Here is a 19,242-nt window from a genome sequence, read left to right on the forward strand (position 1 = left end):
CGTCATTATATAGTAAGACTAATTAAGCAACGTGTTCTTGAAGCACCCGCTCTTTACGATGGGTCCCAAATTAAAGGAGGATTTTTACAATGGCAGTTACAACTTACTATGAACAGGATTCAGAGCTTAGCGTATTGAAGGGTAAGACAATTGCAGTGATCGGGTACGGTAGCCAAGGACATGCCCAGGCACAGAACCTGCGTGACAGTGGTCTTCAGGTGGTTATCGGTCTGCGTGAAGGCAAATCATTTGATACTGCCAAGAATGACGGCTTTGAAGTATTGTCTGTGGCAGAAGCGGTATCCCGTGCAGATGTGGTGCAAATCCTTATGCCGGACGAAACACAGGCATCTGTATATAAGAACGATATCGAACCGAACCTTAAGAATGGCGCGGCTCTGATGTTCTCCCACGGTTTCAACGTGCATTTTGGACAAATCGTAGCTCCTAAGGATGCGGATGTACTGTTGGTAGCTCCTAAATCCCCTGGACACATGGTCCGCCGTACTTATGTTGAAGGCTTCGGCGTTCCCGGCCTGATCGCTATTGAACAGGATGCGACTGGCAATGCCAAGGCAATTGGTCTGGCGTATGCCAAAGGCATCGGCTGTACCCGTGCCGGAGTTATCGAAACTTCCTTCCGTGAAGAGACAGAAACGGATCTGTTCGGTGAACAGGCTGTTCTCTGCGGCGGTGTGTCCGAACTGATCAAGGCTGGTTTCGAAACATTGACTGAAGCCGGATATGCGCCTGAGATGGCTTACTTCGAGTGCTTGCATGAGCTGAAGCTGATCGTTGATATGGTATATGAAGGCGGATTGTCCAGCATGCGCGATTCCATCAGTAACACTGCAGAATATGGTGACTATGTAACCGGACCACGCATCATTACAGCTGAAACTAAGAAAGCCATGAAAGAAGTGCTGTCCGATATTCAACAAGGTAAATTCGCCCGCGACTTTATCCTGGAGAACCAATCCGGCCGTGCCTTCCTGACAGCTACCCGCCGCAATGAAGCCGCTCATCCGGTAGAAGTAGTCGGCAGCCAGCTGCGTGAAATGATGCACTGGATTAAGAAATAGGTCATATACTTACAACTACAACGAACCATAGGTAATCCTCAGATGCGGCCGTAATTTTGCGAGCCGCATTTGAGGGTTTATGGACAATCTTCAGGAGGTGCTCAGCATGCGGAAAATTCATGTGTTCGACACGACGCTGCGTGACGGGGAACAGTCGCCGGGTGTGAACCTCAATACGCGTGAGAAGGTAGAAATCGCTTACCAGCTGGAGAAGCTGGGAATTGACCGGATGGAGGCTGGCTTTCCAGCCGCTTCGCCAGGAGATCTGGCTGCGGTGAACGCAGTGGCCAGAGCGGTCAAGAATGTCACCGTAATCGGTCTGTCCCGTTCCAGAGAGAGCGATATTGATGCGGTCAAGGAAGCGCTGCAGGGGGCACAGGACCCATGCATTCATATTTTCCTGGCTACATCGCCGATACACCGTCAGCATAAGCTGCGCATGGAGAAGTCACAGGTGCTGGAAACGGCACAATCGGCGATCCGCTATGCCAAAAAGTATTTTCCCAAGCTGGAATTCTCCCTGGAGGACGCCGGCCGTACCGAGCGTGATTTCATGGCTGAAATGGTATCCATGGCGATCCGCGAGGGTGCGAATGTGGTGAATATCCCAGATACGGTCGGTTACCTGAATCCGGCGGAATACGGTGCCATCTTCAAATTCTTGAAGGACACGGTGCCGGATATCGAGCGGGTACAGCTTAGCGCCCATTGTCATAATGACCTGGGGATGGCTACGGCGAATACCCTCGCTGCCATTCAGAATGGTGCAGACCAGATTGAGGGTACGATCAACGGGATCGGGGAACGTGCTGGCAATACAGCCATTGAAGAGGTGGCCATGGCGCTTGAGACCCGCAGTGAGTATTTCGATGCCAAGACCTCTCTGGTCCTGTCCGAAATATCCCGTACCAGCCGTCTCGTCAGCAAGCTGACAGGGATGGTTGTACCGGGGAACAAGGCGATTGTCGGCGCCAATGCCTTCGCCCATGAATCCGGGATTCATCAGGATGGCATGCTGAAGGAGAAAACGACCTACGAGATTATGACACCGGAAACCATCGGCCTCAAAGAAAGTAAGCTGGTGCTGGGCAAGCATTCGGGCCGTCACGCTTTCCGCGACAAGCTGAGTGATCTGGGCTATGACATCTCTGAGGAAGAGGTCAATGCCGCTTTTGCCAAGTTCAAGGATCTGGCGGATAAGAAAAAGGAAGTCTCGGACGAGGATATCCTTGCGCTTCTGGAAGAGAAACTGATCGATACGCCGGAGACCTTCAGCCTGCAGACGATCTATGTTACGTATGGCAATGAGGCTACTCCAACTGCCAAGGTGATTATTCACGGCCAGGACCCGCAGCCGATTGTGGCGGTTGCCGAAGGCAACGGATCGGTAGACGCGATCTACAATGCCATTGACCAGGCAACAGGGGAAGAGGTTACACTTGGTGATTACTCGATTAAAGCCGTCAGTAGAGGGAAGGATGCTCAGGGTGAGGTACATGTCGTGCTCTCTCAAGGCGAGGTTGCTGCACAGGGCCGCGGACTTAGCACCGATATTCTCGAAGCGAGTGCCAGAGCTTACCTGGATGCACTGAACAAACTTATTGAGAAGCGCAAGACCTACACCAAGCGGGAGCATGCCAATCTCTAACTTGTTCATCTAATGAAAAGAAGCTTCACCGGACCAGTTCATTTGGTCCGGGGAGGCTTCTTTTTTTGTTCAAAAATCTGTTGAAATTTTTTTGCGCTGAGCATTCCGGGGTAGAATCCAGCTGGGGAGGATTTGAAACAAGCTTTTGCATAAAAAGAATGAACAAGATGAGTCGGAAAAATGAAAATTAGTTCACAATCCACTATGGATTCCTCATATTCTGCGTTTGAAACAGCTTTTTTGTCGATAAAAATATTTTATTTTTAAGTTATCTATGATTTATCTCATAATCTGTTCAGAAATTGTTCAGAGGCGGCAAGTAAAGTTACGAAAGTACAGTAAAAGCGAAATTGAAGGCCCACATACATACTAGCGATAGGGGGACGATCGGGAAGAGGCAGGCGGGAACGGTAATTGCGATGCTGGAACAATCATTTTGCAGAAAGAGAGAGAGGTTATAATTATATGAAGAAAAAGACGATAGGCGCCTGGTTGGTTGTTGTAATGCTGATTACACAGTTTGCCAACGGTTTCGGGTTCATGACGAAGGTTAAGGCGGATGGGACGGATAATATCATCACCAGTGTTACGATGGCCGTGTATGAGAATGGCACACAGGTCACAGATAACGTGTATAAGCTTGATTCGGAGGTTAAAGTAGAGCTGACCTTCAAGCTTCCCGTAACTGACCCGAGTACTGGGGCACATGGTTACAAGGGTGGAGATACGTTCGTGTATCAGTTGCCTTACCAGTTAGCCATAGATAAAAATTACACCGGTAAATTGTTCTACGATGGGGTGGAATCGGGGAGTATCGGGGACTACACAGTAGGTACAGATAATAAAGTGGTGCTTACGTTCAATAGTGAAATCGAAGGCTTGTTTGATGTAGGCGGTACTTTCAATGTAACGTCCAAACTTAGCTCTACTAAAGTCACAGGAACCACGACTCAGGAGCTGTTATTCCCGATCGCCGGGAACCTGAATAATACGATTGTGATTAAAGTCCATCCTAAGGGCGGCACCAGCATTACCAAGGACGGAATTCCGCAGCCGCAAAAATACAACCCGTCCAGTATTCTCTGGACCGTTGATGTAAACACGGTGCAGGACGAAGTATACAAAGCGGTCGTTACGGACTCCCTTCCGGCAGGCCTGGAGCTTGACCCAAGTTCGATTGAGGTCTATAAGCTTGCAGTGGATGTCCAAGGGAATACATCGCAGGGAGCGCAGATCGGGTCCGACCAATATGATGCTTCAGGAAGCACGGCAAGCAGCTTGAACGTGAAGTTTAATAATACTATTAAAGATGCGTACCGGGTGAAATTCTCGACTAAGATTACAGATACATCGGTTAAAAATTTCACTAATACCGCTACACTTACTGGTGAAGGAATCGATAAGAGTTCTTCAAAGACGGTTGATATTGTGCGGGGAGCACCGCTGGAGAAGGTTGCCGGAGAGTTCAATGAGAGTGATGAAACCATTCCTTGGGAAATCCGATTCAACTATAATGAACAGACTATTACAGCTGCCAATGCTGTATTAGTGGATTATTTTAACGACTCCCAGGTGTTGGTTGAAGATTCAGTAACGGTCTATAAGATCAAACTGGACCAGGATGGAAAAGCAAGCGAGGACGGTACCCTGACTAAAGGAACGGAATATACAATTACTACGCCTCCGAGTCAAACAGGTAAGACCGGGTTCAAGCTGCAATTCAGTAATGATATCAACTCAGCTTACAAAATTGTCTATAAAACAAAAGTTAAAGATCGAGTATACGGATATACAGAAACGATCCGCAATGATGTGTCCTACAACGGTGAGACCAAAGGGGCTACACGAGATATTAACCAGCGCATCGTGGATAAAAGTTATGCGGATGTAGACTATTTGAACAAGACGGTAAAATGGACCATCAATGTAAACAAAGATTATAAACTGATGAAGAATTTAGTGCTGACGGACACTTTTGATAATGGCGGGTTGAAATTAACCGGTCCGATCACTATTAGTTCTACACCAGCTATAAACAGCGCAGACTATACGATTACACCTAACGGATCAGATTATGCCAAGGGTGCCGGATTCACCATCACATTCTCTAAGCCGATCGACAAGCCGTTTACAGTGACGTATACAACCAGCTTCGACTTCTACAAATTGCAGGGTGCAACCAGCTTCAAGAACACCGCACAGCTCGATTGGAAGGATGCTAACGACAAGGATCACAGCATTAAGGATGATGCAACCTTTGATCCGCGATCTGAAGTCAAGAACAACGGTAATAAAACTGGTTCATACGATGTAAATACCAAACAGCTTACTTGGACCGTAAGAGCCAACTATAATAAACGTGTACTGGCAGCAGGAGCTACACTGGTGGATACGATTCCTGCAGGTCAGAAAGCGACTAGCGTTACTGCAGTAGTGTATAAATTTGATTATGCTGCGGATGGAAACCCTGTTAAAGGTGCTGTGATAGACGCTTCGAAATACGATCTGACTGTCACAGACAAGCAACTTACAGTTAAGTTTAAAGACCAGGTGGACTATGCCTTCTATGTGGTCTTCAGTACAGAGTTCATTGGCAGTGATGTCAATCAAGGTACGGTTAAGAATACAGCCACTTTATATGACAAGGACAACGAAGCGGTTTCTAAGCCCCTGGAAGCAACAGTTAATATTCCTAAGGGCGGACAATATGTAATTAAAGACTTTTCTCAGGATAACAATGACCAGACTCTCCTGAACTGGAAAGTTATCATTAACGCTAACCAGTCAGTTGTCAAAAACGTTAAAATTGTGGATACGCCAAGTGTGAATCAGGTGCTGTTACCTGATAGCTTCCACCTCTACGTGACAACAGTGGATCAGAGCGGGAACGCAGCGAATCCAAACACTGAGAATGAATTGAAGAAGGGTGTAGACTACACTCTTAACTTCAAAACGGGAACAGATGGTAAAGAAAGCTTTGAGCTTGTCTTCCTGAACCCGATCAGCAAGCCATACATTCTGACGTATCAGTCTGTTGTGGCTGAGGCTGGAAATGTGGCGGTGAGCAATGCGATCTCCTTCAGCGGGGACGGCGTGAAGCAAATCGATGTACCGTATACTTCCAATAAGAATGTAAACATTGTAGACACATCCGGTACAGGTAGTGGTGTAAAAGGCTCACTAATTGTTACCAAAACTAATCAGGCCGGTGATGAAAAGCTTAAAGGTGCCGAGTTTGCACTCTCACGGGTGATTGGAACTGAACTGAAGGAGACTCAGAAAAAGACTTCTGCAGAGGATGGAACCCTGACTTTTGAGAATCTCAAGGCTGGTAAATATGTACTAAAAGAAACCAAAGCTCCGGCAGGCTATTCGCTGGATAGCTCTGAGCTTAAGGTGACGATCAATTCGTCCACGGCTGTGCAGCTAACCGTCAAGAATGATTTCTTCGGTTCACTCAAGCTGACCAAGGTCGATGTGAAGGATTCGACCATGAAGCTGGAAGGCGCAGTATTCGAATTGTTTGACTCCAAGGGCACACTTGTAGGAACGAAAACAACCGATGACAAAGGTGAACTGGAGTTCACTAAGCTTAAGGGCGGGGAGTATACCCTGAAAGAAAAAACCGCTCCTGCCGGTTACGTCCTGGATACCAAAGTGATTAATGTGACCATTGATCCATCACAACAAAAAACTGTTACAGTGACTAACGCACTGATTCCTGCCGAAGTCTTCGGCTCGCTCAAGTTGACTAAGGTTGCTGAGCAGGATGCCAGCAAGAAGCTGAAAGACGCAGAGTTCGGACTGTATGATTCCGCCAAGAAGCTGGTGGCAAGCGGTAAAACAGACGCAGACGGCGTATTGGAATTCAAATCGCTGAAGCTCGGAACATACACACTGAAGGAGCTTGCTGCTCCGGCTGGTTATGTGCTGGAAGCAACAGAGCACACCGTAACCATTGATTCAGGCGTACAAAAAGTACTTTCACCAATCACGAACAAACTGATTCCAGTCGAAGTCCTCGGTTCGCTCAAAGTAACGAAGGTTGCTGGTGAGGATACGAACAAGAAGCTGGAAGGCGCAGAGTTCGGACTGTATGATTCCGCTAAGAAATTAGTGGCAAGTGGTAAAACAGACGCTAACGGCGTATTGGAATTCAAATCGCTGAAGCTGGGAACGTACACCCTGAAGGAGCTTGCTGCTCCGGCTGGTTATGTGCTAGATGAGACAGAGCATACCGTAACGATCGACTCAGCCGTACAGAAGGTATTGGCCCCAATCACGAACAAACTGATTCCTGTTGAAATCCTCGGTTCGCTCAAAGTAACGAAGGTTGCTGGGGAGGATACAAACAAAAAGCTTGCAGGAGCAGAGTTCGGACTGTATGATTCCGCCAAGAAATTGGTGATAAGCGGAAAAACAGATGCAAATGGTGAACTGGTATTCACATCTCTGAAGCTGGGGAATTATATTCTGAAGGAAATTACAGCTCCGGAAGGTTATGTTCTGAGCACAACAGAGCATCCTGTAACGATTGATTCCGGCGTGCAAAAGGTGCTGTTGCCAATTTCTAACCAAAAGGTAACCACGCCGCCGACAGAATCGACACCAACACCAACGCCGGTGACACCAACAGCAACACCGACGCCAGTTACAGAACCAACATCAACACCAGTACCAACATCACCGCCGGTGTACTATACACCGACACCTGAACCATCAAGCATTCCTGGAGTTGTCGGTACACCGACACCAACGGTAACGCCAGCACCAACGGGGACTCCGGCTGCTTCCAGTACGCCAGGAGTAACAGCTACGCCACAGGCAACGCCAGCAGCAACACCGGCCCAGCCAGGAACGGTTAGCACTCCAACGCCGCAAGCCACACAGGTGACTACGATTGAGGAAGTGCCTATCGACGGCGAGATCCCGCTGGGAGGAATCCCTAGCATCGGTGAAGAGCCGGCGCATGGTACGGTAACTATTACACCGGATGGCAAATGGACGTATACTCCAGATCCAGGTTATACCGGCAAGGATAAATTCACGATTGTTGTAACAGATGAAGACGGCAATGAGGAAGAGATTACAATTGAAGTTGGAGTTGATGAAGTGCCTAAGGGCACGGTTACACAACCGACTGACAAAGGCAATAACAGCGGACTTCCCGGCAAGCTTCCGCAGACCGGAGAAGAAAGTCCTCTCCCGCTGTATCTGACTGGCGGCGGATTGATTATTCTGGGACTTGTACTGTCCAGAAGATTTAATGCCCGGAAGAAAATGTAGGAGATAATACCTCATTAAGCATTAACAGCTAATATGGCAGTATACACAAAGACACCCGCAGCAGGTTGCGGGTGTCTTTGCTTTTATAGGAATAAAAGAGTCGCTGAAATAATACCGTCCTTACAAAGGACAGCATTGCCGTTTCTACTTGCGGAAATTACATGCTTCTGAGGTTCAGATGCTTCCACTCCTCATACCAGCGCTTAATACTGGCGGGCGGCTTCACGCCGAGCTCCCGCTTCAATAATTCCGTCAGAATATGATATTGCTCCTCTACCGCTGAACGCTCTCCAATGCTGCTGTAGACCTTCATCAGCCCGAGATGCCCCTGTTCAAAATAAGGCTGGAGCTGCACCACTCTCTGGTACACGGTAACCGCTTCTGGTATCCGGCCGCTGCTGACATAGAATTCGGCGATATTCATTGCGTGATGCAGCCAGATGGTCCGCAGACGCTGCCGTTCTCCTTCTGCCCAGAGGTAATCGTAATCGTTCAGATAGTCGCCCGAATAGAAATCGAACAACCGCTGATGCTCCTCATAGTTGTCCTTATTGATGGCATCTTGAGTCAGAATGCCCTTCTCCCATTCGTAACTGTCTATCAGCAGGCTGCCGGTCTCCAGGGTGTAGCCTTCTCCTCCGCTGGCGTTGCTAATCTGCAGATCGATCTCTGCCTGCTTCAGGCATTGCCGAACCTGATAAATCGTTGTATAAAGATGAGTGGAGGCCTTCTTGAGATTGAAATCGGGCCACAGCAGATCGGTCAAGGTATCTTTGCTTACGAACCGGTTGCGGTTATGAAATAAATAAGCGAATAATTCCTGTGCCTTGGAGGTGCGCCAGCGAATATTGGGCAGCGTTTGGCCGTTCCGTTCGAATCTTAAAGACTGGAAGCTGCGGATCATGATCGTCTGTGCAGGCTTGCGGGAATCCTCCTGCGCCTGACTGACACGCTCCTCCAGCCGCTCAATGGTCTTCAGCAGGCGGCCCCGCTGTACAGGCTTCAGGACATAGTCGAGCGCATACAGCTCAAACGCCTCGATGGCGTAGCTGTTATGGGCAGTCACAAATACGATGCTTGCCTGCGGGCATAGTCTTTGCATGGCCTCCGCAGCCTGGACGCCGTTCATCTCAGGCATATCAATGTCGAGAAAAATCACATCAGGTTGGAGCTGTGAAGCTGCACTGACTGCCTCGGAAGGGTCTGTATAAGCAGCGATTACATTTATGGTTGTCAGTTCCTCCAGCATCATTTTCAGCTTCATAAGAGCAAGCCGTTCATCATCTACCAGCAAGGCCTGAATCATGTCTATCCCACCACTTCATTAAGGAATGTTGTCTTGTCATAGGCTGTTTAAGGATAATTCGACAAGAAAGTGGGTTATCCTCCCTCTGAGCTTGCACTTGAGGCTGATTTTGAATAGAAATGCTGCTATTCTAAAATAATTTAAAAACCATGCAGGGGAACCTTAAAGCCAGACGTCTAACGTTATGTAGCTGAAGGAGGGAAGAAAGACTTGGAAGAGACGGAGTGGATCAGTGCCGTGCTAAGCGGGGAGCATCAGGCCTTCGGGAATCTGGTGACCCGTTATCAAGGTATGGTATATAGCGTATGCATCAAAATTACAGGAGAAGCCGAGTCTGCCAAGGATATGGCTCAGGAAGTCTTCATCAAAGCCTATAAAGCCCTTCCCACCTTCAGAGGACAATCTTCTTTCTCCACCTGGCTGTACCGGATTGCTTACCGCACCTGTCTGGACTGGAAACGGGCCAATGACCGGGAATGGCGGCACCGGAGTGCAGCAGATTACACAGAGAATGACTGGGTGACTTCACAGACACCTGAACAGGCAGTGCTTCGCAAAGAGGCCTCCGAGGAGCTGGGTGAGAACCTGAATAGTCTGGCGGAACCGTACCGGTCGGTTGTGCAGCTGTACTATTTTCAGCGCCACTCGTATCAGGAGATTGCTGAACAAAAAGGAATTTCAGTTAAAACGGTTGAATCACAGCTCTATCGGGCCAGACAGATGATGCGCAAAAACGGGGAGGAATGGCGATGAATTGTTCAACAGTAAAAGAGTGGATGCCGCATTATATAGATGGACAGTTGTCACCCGAGGCCCAGCAGGCCATCCATTTGCATGCCCAGACCTGTCCCGGTTGCGCAGAATGGCTGGAGGAGGCGCGGGAGCTTGCGGCGATGTGGAGCGGGATGGAAGCCGGGTTGGACCGTAACGGGCAGGAACCCGTGTTACCGCATGACTTCCCAGATTTGACCGGGGATGTTATGGCTAAGATTGGCGAGCTGGAGAACGGGCGCAGAGAACGGACAGTGAAATCCACCATGTCCAGACGGCGCACGACCCGGGGGACCTCCTGGATGCATTACGGCGTGGCGGTCGGTCTGACGTTTCTCCTGCTGCAGCTTGGCGTATTTGAGAATCTGGCTTATGGCATCACTGAAATTAACGGTCATATGTCCACATCAGTCAGCTCCTGGTTCGGCCCGCAAGGTAACAATAAGTAAATCCGTAGCGGCTTCGCCGGCTATCTGTTTTATTTCAAACAAACTTTGGGAGGTTAATATATGATTAAGAAAAGACGCTGGCTCACGTTTCTCCTGGCTATGGTTCCAGGACTGGGCCACATGTATTTAGGCTTTAAAAAAATGGGTCTGGAGTATATGATTGGAGCATCGCTCTGTATTATATTCATTCCGTCCATGCCCGCAGTGTTTCCATTCGCGCTGGCTGCGCTCTGGTTCTATCAATTATTCGATGCGCTGCAAAAGGCGGCGTGGATGAAGGTGTCGGCTGCCGAGCATGAGCGGATGATGTTCCATCCGGATAGCTTTGGAGCGCCCTGGTCGATGGGAATGTCTGCGCCCCCAATGTATCCGCATGATGATGTGAATCCGGTGTGGGTCGGTATAGGGTGTGTTATTGCAGGCATCCTGCTGCTGCTGCTCACTGCATTTCCCGATCTCTGGGAAATGCTCAGTGATATGAACATCGGGGCGATTCTGCTGTCTCTTGCCTTGATCGGGTATGGGTTCAGAATGCTGAAGAATAATTCAAAAGTACAGTGAAATGGGGAATTGAAGGATGGGGAGATGGAAAATCGGCAGCTTCACCGCCGCAATAGGGTGCATAATAGTGGGAGCTATTGTAGTAATGGCCCAATATGGTGTAATTACTTACGATGTGCTCGGCTATATCTGGCCGGCTCTGCTTATCCTGTTCGGCCTGGAGATGCTGCTTAGGCTCTTCATCAAATCCGATGTCAAGAGCCGGGTAAGCGGCTGGGCCATTGTACTGATCGTCGTGCTTGTCGCGGCAAGCGGGGCACAGACGGTGCTGGCCGGAGAGTCGCTGAGCAGTATCTTCGGCAATACCAAGCTGGTCCCGGTGAATGGTAATGTAGAAGTGCAGCAGGATATTAAGAATGTGCGGATTGATTTGCCCCAGGGTAAGGTTAAGCTTCAGGGCGTGGAGGGGAACTCGCTTACGTATGAAGGGAAGCTGGAGCTGCCGGGCAATACAGACAATGAAGCGGCAAGTGCTCTGGAGCGCAAATGGAAAGTAACCACTGAAGGCGATACGCTCGTGATGGAGCTGGAGGGAGATTCAGGCTGGCTCTCCAATATCCAGATCGGATTCAATAACAATACGCCATATCTGAATGTCAGTATTCCGCAGAATCTGGCCGCTCAGGTTGAGACCAGTGACGGTTCCATCGAAGCTGCGGGGCTGGCCGCAGGCATTAATGTAGATACGAGTAACGGAACGATGGATATCCATGATGTCACCGGCGGCGTGAAGGCTCATAGCAGCAACGGCACGCTGACGGTGAAGAATGTACAGGGCGGAGTAGACCTGGTCAGCTCTAACGGTGCGATTACGCTCGGGAATATTAACGGCGCTGTATCTGCAAGAAGCAGCAACGGCAAGATTACAGTCAATTCGGGAATCACGGGTGCCTGGGAGCTGAAGTCCAGCAACGGTAAGATTGTCCTAGGTCTTCCGGCGGTAACGGATGCCAAGATCACTGCAGATACCAGTAACGGATCGCTTAAAGGCAATGTGGACTGGGGCGGCGATGATGAGGACCATGGAACGGCTGTACTTGGCAAAGGCACCCATGAGGTTACCTTGTCCACCAGCAATGGTTCTATAACAGTGGATACGGCACAATAAAGGGCACCAAGCATAAAGAGCTGTTTACCGGAGGCGTTATACCGGTGAACAGCTCTTTTGTATAAGGAGAAGCAATGATATCCGGGTTGTTATGCGGTTTGTTAGTTAGCTCTCATTACCATGCATAGGCCTTCGGGGCCGCACCACCGGGTCCGGGGAAAATCTCGTCCAGACGTTTCAGCACGGTCTCGTCCAGAACGACCTCCAGGCTGCGCAGAGCGCTCTCGAATTGCTCCAGCGTACGCGGTCCGATGATCGGAGCGGTGACGGCAGGATTCGCCAGCAGCCAGGCCAGAGCGATGTTATCCTGCGGCTCGCCCAGCTCCAGGCTCAGCTCTGCAAAAGCCTCCAGCTGCTTCTTGTGCTGCTCCACACGCTCCGCGTTACCGCCGCTGCGGCTGCCCTCGATCTTCTTCAGCGCGTTGCGGCCAAGCAGCCCTCCGTCAAGCGGACTCCACGGAATAATGCCTAGGCCGAGATGCTGCGCGGCAGGCAGAACCTCAAGCTCCGGCAGACGGCAGGTCAGACTGTATTTATGCTGCTCGGATACCAGTCCAAGGAACCCTCGGGCCTTCGCTTCCTGCTGGGCAACGGCAATATCCCAGCCGGCGAAGTTGCTGGAGCCGGTGTAGCCGATCTTGCCTTGGCTGACCGCAAGCTCGAAGGCGCCCCACAGCTCGTCCCAGGACACGTTACGGTCGATATGGTGCATCTGGTACAGTTCAATGTGATCGGTCTGCAGACGCTGCAGAGAGCCTTCCAGATGACGGCGTATAATGTAGGAAGAGAGGCCGCCTTCATCATTGGGACCGTCCAGCTTATCACTCATCGCTCCGTAGACCTTGGTCGCCAGGACTACCTTTTCGCGGCGTCCGCCGCCCTGCTTGAACCAGCGCCCGATAATGGTCTCGGTCAGGCCCGAGTTCTCACCCCAACCATACACATTGGCGGTATCAAAAAACTGGACTCCTGCGTCCAGCGCCGCATCCATAATCCGGAAGGCTTCCTTCTCGTCGGTGACGGGGCCGAAGTTCATCGTTCCCAGACAGAGGCGGCTTACCTTCATACCAGACTTGCCAAGCTTCGTGTATTGCATCTTAAGATCACTCCTCTTCCATGTGATTAGAGATCCGAGAATATCTACTACCCATTAATTGTAATCAATTGGCGGGACAAGGGCAAATTCACGCTCCGCTCCACTTATAGGCTATAACTATGAACGTGATAGAATCTATATCTTTGTCCTTTGCCCTCCGGTATGATACAACAATATACAGAAGAACTATGTCTGCGACCAGCAGGACTACCTAAGGAGTGACAGGAATGAGCGAGGTCAAAAAAATCGCCGTAATTGCCGGGGACGGTATCGGCCCTGAAGTTGTGGCGGAAGCGGAAAAGGTATTGAAAAGAACGGAAGAGCTGTTTGGGTATACGTTTGAAACGGAGCATGCCCTGTTCGGCGGGATCGCTATTGATGAACGCGGAACTCCGCTGCCTGAGGATACGCTGGAAATCTGCCGCAGCGCCGATGCTGTACTGCTTGGAGCCGTAGGCGGACCGAAATGGGACAATAATTCGAAGGAGCTGCGTCCAGAGACCGGACTGCTGGGTATCCGCAAGGCGCTCGGGCTATTCTCCAATCTGCGTCCGGCGGTAGTCTTCGATTGTCTGAAGGATGCTTCGACACTGAAGCCGGAGGTACTGGAAGGCACGGACCTGATGGTCGTACGTGAATTGACAGGCGGGATCTACTTCGGGGACAAGCTGCGCCGTCAAGGCGAGCATGGGGAGGAAGCGGTAGATACTTGTGTCTACAATGTCATGGAGGTTGAGCGGATTGTACGCCAGGCATTCGAGATTGCCGGGAAGCGCCGGGGTAAGCTGGCGAGCGTAGACAAAGCCAATGTACTGGAGACCTCCCGTCTGTGGCGTGAAGTGGTAAACAGAGTGGCACCGGAATATCCGCAGGTTGAGGTTGAGCATGTGCTGGTGGATAACTGTGCCATGCAGCTGCTGCGCCGTCCTTCGAGCTTCGATGTCATCGTGACCGAGAATATGTTCGGCGATATCCTTAGCGATGAAGCGGCGATGCTGACAGGCTCGATTGGTATGCTGGCCTCCGCTTCGCTCGGAGAAGGCAGCTACGGCCTGTATGAGCCGGTTCACGGCTCGGCGCCTGATATTGCCGGACAAGGGCTGGCGAACCCGATCGCCACGATCCTGTCGCTTGCGCTGATGTTCCGCATGACCTTCGGCTACGAGAATGCAGCCGCTGCCATTGAAGCTGCAGTTGCCGAGGTACTGGATGCCGGTCACCGGACAAGCGATATCGCAGTCGATAAGAGCAAGGCGATCAGCACCACAGAGATGGGTGACCTGATCGTAGCCGCTATCCGCAAAGCCTAGTTCTACCACATGTATCCCTTTTGACGCAGAATGAAGAAAAACTTCACAAAATGTTGCTTATTTATAATTATTATAAAAAAGTAATCAATGTAATATTGACTTTGATTTTGTCCGATGATAACATTTGGACTGTACCCGTAAGAATGTAACCATCCAATAAAATCAAGAAAAGCATATTGCATCCGGCAACGGTCCGGTAGTTGTTTTTCTTACATAATTCAAAGGAGGATTTAAGCAATGGCAGAACGTTTGGTAGGTAAACCCGCTCCTGACTTCTTCATGGAGACAGTAACAGGTGACGGTAAGGATTTCGGTAAGGTAAGCTTGTCCGACTATCGCGGCAAATGGCTTGTATTCTTCTTCTATCCGCTTGATTTCACATTCGTATGTCCAACAGAAATTACAGCTTTGAGTGATGCAGCTGCTGATTTCGCAGAGCTGGATACAGAAATTCTCGGTGTGAGCATCGATTCCATCCATAGCCACAAGGCTTGGTTGTCTACACCTAAGGATATGAACGGTCTTGGCCAGATCAACTTCCCGCTGGCTTCTGACATCACGAAGAAGGTTGCCAGCGATTACGGCGTCCTGATCGAAGAAGAGGGTATTGCTCTGCGCGGACTCTTCATCATCGATCCTGAAGGAGAACTGAAGTATCAGGTTGTTAACCATAATGATGTGGGCCGCAGCGTTGAAGAGACATTGCGTGTTCTGCAGGCTCTCCAATCCGGCGGGCTGTGCGCTATGAACTGGAAACCGGGCGACAAGAACCTGTAAGCTTCCGGACCTTATGAGCTGCGATCTTTGATATAATAAGAAGACCTCCTTGCGGGAATATTTTTCCCCTCCAAGGAGGTTTTTTGTAAACATTAGGCTACACGTTTGAAAATGGGCGTAAAGGTTAATATATAGCTTGTAAGGGGAGGAATCTCTCCAGGTGTTTTGTAATATAATAATAGGAAATCAACGACAACACTCAAGGAGGGTGAACAAAAATGAGCTTTTGCTGTGGAGCGAGTATGGTTGGAACGAAGGGGACCCTAAAGCATTATCGCACGCAAGTCCATAATGTTCCCCTGCTTTTTTGTCCGGTATGCCACCGGGTAGAGGTACATTACAAAGTCGAAAATGAATATGAAATTCTGGCGGAATATGCCCATGGTGACGGCGTCACGGATGTGGATTTCCAGGATTATGTGATGGAGGAAGAAGAGGCGATCTTCGAGAACGTCATTAATATGGAGAGCGAGGACCCGCTCGCGATCATACGCAGCCAGATCGATATGTCGCTGGACCTGCTGGGGGTTGCCAAACAGATTGGCGACTCCAAATGGGAACGTGAGCTGAAGAAGCGTCTGGCTGTCATGAGCCAGCGGCGTCACCGGCTGCAGCAAAAGGCCTGAATACCAGCATAGATCCTGCCTCCATAAAGTTATAAATTAGGGAGCTCCTGCCGAATGGTGGGGGCTCTTTTCAATGTATTTGCAGGAAACCAATCATTCCCCACCCTATTAAATGTGTCTTAAGAATCATTTTAGGAATATTTTTGCCATTCGACAGATTCTCTGATTGCGTTGTCTTCTTCTCTTGGATATGATTGGAATATAGTTGAAACGGTTGGATAATATAATACGATTCTCGAATGTTCTGGCGGCTTCGTCATATACTCAGATACATAGTAATTTGATGTCGCTTAAGCGTCTTCGTCAATTGCAGTAAAAGGGGGAACTTCGTATCGTGATAAGCCAATATCAGGAAAGCTTGCTTTTATCGGCAAGAACGTTTCAATCTGGTCCATCGGATTCCACATTTGAGGATGTGCTGGAGCACATCGACAGCGGGATTCTGCTTTTTGACGATGAGGGTGTACTGACTTTCGTTAACAAGCAGATGTACGGCATTCTGGAGCTTAACCGTCATTCTCTTCTGGGCTGCACTTTGCATCATCTGTTATCCCATATTCAGCTCAGCCGCTTCAAGAAGAAGCAGGTGCTCAGGAGTTATCGTGAAATGGTGCTCAAAGGTAAGCCAAGCTATGAATTTGTGGATGAATATGGACGGTACTGGCGCGCATCTCTGTCCAGCGGAGAGGAAATGAAGGGCAGCTATCTGTTCACACTCAAAGAGATCTCCGACTACAAGCTGATTGAACAGACGGCCTACCAGAATGATAGCCTGGCCATGCTGGGCCGGCTCTCTGCCTCCATCGCTCATGAGATCCGTAATCCGCTGACGGCTATCCGGGGGTTCATCCAACTGCTGCATCCTCACCTGCATCTGCTCGGCAAAGAGGAATATGCGAAGATTATACTAGCGGAGATTGATCGTGCCAATGACATCATTCATGAATTTCTGACTTCCTCCAAACCTTCCGTACCGCAGATTAGCATGATTCCTGTCTCCGCCCTGCTGAAGGAAGTGGTTCTGCTGACAGAGAGCGAGGCTCTCATGAAAGGCTGCCAGATTAATCTGCAGGTGCTTCAGGAGGACCTGGTCATCTCGGGGGATATTAAGCAGATGAAGCAGGTTGTACTCAATATGATCAGGAATGCGATGGAAGCGATCTTGGAGCGGGTGGATGATTCCACGGGCCGAATTGAGGTTGGCGCACGTAAAGAAGGCACAGAGGTGCGTATTTTCATCTCCGACAACGGTAAGGGAATGGATATCTGCACGCTCGACAGACTGTTCAATCCGTTTTTTACTACGAAGGAGAATGGGACGGGACTTGGACTCTCCGTCAGTGACCGGATCATCAAGAATCATGGCGGCTGCATCTCGGTCAGCAGCCGGCTGAATGAAGGAACACGGTTCGTCATTTCGCTTCCGCTTATTCATTAATGCTTATTCTAAGCCCCGTGTGCTCGCTGGAGTGCATACGGGTTATAATCAATATGTAAGGGCTGATTCCTGCAATGCACGATTAAGTGCGGGAGATCAGCCCTGTCTGCGTTATTAGTGTAATAGTTATTAGTGTCGGGCAACCAGGATCGGAGGGATGAAGCGTGATTGTTGAATGGAGCACTGATGCCAGTGTAGCCTCGCCGCAAGGAGATGCTGTATGTCTAATCATCTCAGAGGCACAGGCACAGGGAGAAGGGCTTCCGGCAGACTGGGCCGGGAGAATCCGCTTATTGTCTGCAGCGGGGCTGTTCAGCGGCAAGCAGGGGCAGGTGTATGTCCTGCCCGTTATGGAGCAGCCGGAGCAGTCTATGGTCATTCTGGCCGGAAGCGGGAAGGGTCAGATTGGCGTACACGAGCTGCGGCAGTTGATGGCGCAGACCGCCAGAGCGGCTTACAGACTGAAGGCAGCTGCGCTTGTGGTGCAGATACCTGCTGCGCTGGGCGGGCTGACCGGGGCACTGAAGGCGGAACAGGCCGGCCAGGCCATCGCGGAAGGGCTGGTCCTGGGGTCGTACCGCAGAAGACAATATAAGCTGGAACAGGCAGCCTACCCGGGTCTTGAAACGGTGCGTCTGCATATAGGACGTAAGAGCGAAGCAGCAGAAGAGGAAGCCTGGAGACAAGGAGTCAAGCGGGGGCAGGCTTTCGGGGAGGCAACTAATCTTGCCCGTGATCTGACCAACCGTCCGGGGAATCTGCTGGTTCCTTCTGGTCTGGCTATGGCCGCTATCGAAATCGCTGAACGGCACGGGCTTCCGGCTGAAGTGCTGGATGAACGTGAGCTTGCGCTTAAGGGAATGGGTGGCCTGCTTGCGGTTGGCAGCGGAAGTGTGAATCCTCCCCGTATGATTGTCATCCGTTATCAGGGGACTAATGAATGGGAGAACGCAGTGGGGATTGTCGGCAAAGGGGTCACCTTTGATACCGGGGGCATCTCCCTGAAGCGGGCTCCGGGCATGGAGAGCATGTTCAGTGATATGGCCGGGGCCGCAGCCGTCCTGGCGGTTATGGAGGCGCTTGGGCAATTGCGCCCCAAGGTCAATGTGGTCATGCTGATTCCGGCGGCTGAGAATATGCCGGCTGCGAATGCTTTTAAACCTGGCGATATCATTACTACCCTCAGTGGAAGAACGATCGAAATCATCAATACCGATGCGGAGGGCCGGATCATTCTGGGAGATGCGCTTACGTATGCCCGGGAGTGGGGGGTACAGCGAATCATTGACGTAGCCACGCTAACGGGGGCTGTGGTGTCTATTCTGGGCGATGTGGCTACAGGGGCAGTATCGAATGATCCAGCGTTCCTGGAAGAGATCCTGGCAGCCTCAAGGCTGTCGGGCGAGCAAATCTGGCCGTTGCCTGTCTATCCTGAATTCCGGGAGCTGCTGACAAGCGAGGTTGCGGATCTCCGCAATGCTGCCGGGAGATATGGAGCTGCCAGTGCGGCAGGACTGTTCATCGGAGAATTCGCCGAGGGACTGCCGTGGGTGCATCTCGATATTGCCGGCACTGCCTTCCTGTCTGCAGAACGGGGAGTGAATCCTAAGGGAGCCACGGGCGTAATGGTCCGCACCTTGCTGGAATATCTGCTCCGCTCTGCTGTGGAACCGGATAATCGCTCCTCTGAAGCCTAAGGGGAATATTCATATTAACAGTCAAACAGCCGCAGGTCCTCAGTTTCCTGAGACCTGCGGCTGTTTGTTGATGTAGAGTCCTGTTCG

14 protein-coding genes are annotated in these 19,242 nt (G+C 50.4%); 12 read left to right on the plus strand and 2 right to left on the minus strand.

Annotated elements, in window-relative coordinates; translation table 11 throughout:
• Positions 1-89: 89 nt before the first annotated feature.
• The 3 genes from ilvC (at position 90) to ACFSX3_RS16855 (ending at position 8,016) form a co-directional block, all read left to right on the plus strand.
• Positions 90-1,082 (plus strand): ketol-acid reductoisomerase, encoded by a 993-nt coding sequence (ilvC, locus tag ACFSX3_RS16845; protein WP_209991556.1) that lies wholly within the window; start codon positions 90-92, stop codon positions 1,080-1,082.
• A gap of 106 nt (positions 1,083-1,188) precedes the next feature.
• Positions 1,189-2,730 carry a 2-isopropylmalate synthase gene (locus ACFSX3_RS16850; protein ID WP_209991555.1) on the plus strand — a complete coding sequence of 514 codons (1,542 nt, stop codon included), beginning with the start codon at positions 1,189-1,191 and terminating at the stop codon, positions 2,728-2,730.
• Between the two features lie 465 nt (positions 2,731-3,195).
• Positions 3,196-8,016, plus strand: a complete 4,821-nt coding sequence (locus ACFSX3_RS16855) for a SpaA isopeptide-forming pilin-related protein (protein WP_209991554.1) — start codon at positions 3,196-3,198, stop codon at positions 8,014-8,016.
• A gap of 157 nt (positions 8,017-8,173) precedes the next feature.
• On the opposite strand, the gene ACFSX3_RS16860 is transcribed toward ACFSX3_RS16855, so the two are convergent.
• Entirely contained in the window at positions 8,174-9,322 is a 1,149-nt protein-coding gene (locus ACFSX3_RS16860; protein WP_209991553.1) for a response regulator, read from the minus strand.
• Positions 9,323-9,532: 210 nt separating this feature from the next.
• Here ACFSX3_RS16860 and ACFSX3_RS16865 point away from each other — a divergent pair, with 210 nt between their 5' ends.
• Genes ACFSX3_RS16865 through ACFSX3_RS16880 form a run of 4 tightly spaced genes read left to right on the plus strand, consistent with a single transcriptional unit; the run spans position 9,533 to position 12,211 of the window.
• Complete coding sequence (locus tag ACFSX3_RS16865; RefSeq protein WP_209991552.1) at positions 9,533-10,075, plus strand: RNA polymerase sigma factor; 543 nt, start codon at positions 9,533-9,535, stop codon at positions 10,073-10,075.
• Positions 10,072-10,542, plus strand: coding sequence for a zf-HC2 domain-containing protein (locus ACFSX3_RS16870; protein ID WP_209991551.1), 471 nt, complete (start codon positions 10,072-10,074; stop codon positions 10,540-10,542). The genes ACFSX3_RS16865 and ACFSX3_RS16870 overlap by 4 nt, the downstream gene beginning before the upstream one ends.
• 60 nt (positions 10,543-10,602) lie before the next feature.
• A complete protein-coding gene (locus ACFSX3_RS16875) occupies positions 10,603-11,103 on the plus strand; it encodes a hypothetical protein (RefSeq protein WP_209991550.1) in 501 nt (166 codons plus the stop codon).
• 16 nt (positions 11,104-11,119) lie between these two features.
• Positions 11,120-12,211: a LiaF transmembrane domain-containing protein gene (locus ACFSX3_RS16880; RefSeq protein ID WP_209991549.1), complete on the plus strand. Its 1,092-nt coding sequence runs from the start codon at positions 11,120-11,122 to the stop codon at positions 12,209-12,211.
• 115 nt (positions 12,212-12,326) lie between these two features.
• Here ACFSX3_RS16880 and ACFSX3_RS16885 read toward each other — a convergent pair whose 3' ends face one another.
• Complete coding sequence (locus tag ACFSX3_RS16885; protein WP_209991548.1) at positions 12,327-13,307, minus strand: aldo/keto reductase; 981 nt, start codon at positions 13,305-13,307, stop codon at positions 12,327-12,329.
• A 227-nt stretch (positions 13,308-13,534) separates the two neighbouring features.
• Here ACFSX3_RS16885 and leuB point away from each other — a divergent pair, with 227 nt between their 5' ends.
• The 5 genes from leuB to ACFSX3_RS16910 all read left to right on the plus strand — a co-directional run bounded on the left by leuB (position 13,535) and on the right by ACFSX3_RS16910 (position 19,155).
• Positions 13,535-14,617, plus strand: a complete 1,083-nt coding sequence (gene leuB / locus ACFSX3_RS16890) for a 3-isopropylmalate dehydrogenase (protein ID WP_209991547.1) — start codon at positions 13,535-13,537, stop codon at positions 14,615-14,617.
• 237 nt (positions 14,618-14,854) lie between these two features.
• Complete coding sequence (locus ACFSX3_RS16895; protein WP_036727686.1) at positions 14,855-15,394, plus strand: peroxiredoxin; 540 nt, start codon at positions 14,855-14,857, stop codon at positions 15,392-15,394.
• Between the two features lie 218 nt (positions 15,395-15,612).
• The gene (locus tag ACFSX3_RS16900) at positions 15,613-16,020 is read left to right on the plus strand and encodes a hypothetical protein (protein ID WP_209991546.1); all 408 of its coding nucleotides are present in this window, start codon (positions 15,613-15,615) and stop codon (positions 16,018-16,020) included.
• Positions 16,021-16,354: 334 nt separating this feature from the next.
• Complete coding sequence (locus ACFSX3_RS16905) at positions 16,355-17,458, plus strand: ATP-binding protein (protein WP_209991545.1); 1,104 nt, start codon at positions 16,355-16,357, stop codon at positions 17,456-17,458.
• A gap of 164 nt (positions 17,459-17,622) precedes the next feature.
• Positions 17,623-19,155, plus strand: a complete 1,533-nt coding sequence (locus tag ACFSX3_RS16910; RefSeq protein ID WP_379257493.1) for a leucyl aminopeptidase — start codon at positions 17,623-17,625, stop codon at positions 19,153-19,155.
• Positions 19,156-19,242 lie beyond the last annotated feature (87 nt).

Origin of the sequence: Paenibacillus rhizoplanae (assembly GCF_042684125.1) — a bacterium.
GTDB classification, from domain to species: Bacteria; Bacillota; Bacilli; order Paenibacillales; family Paenibacillaceae; genus Paenibacillus_AQ; species Paenibacillus_AQ rhizoplanae.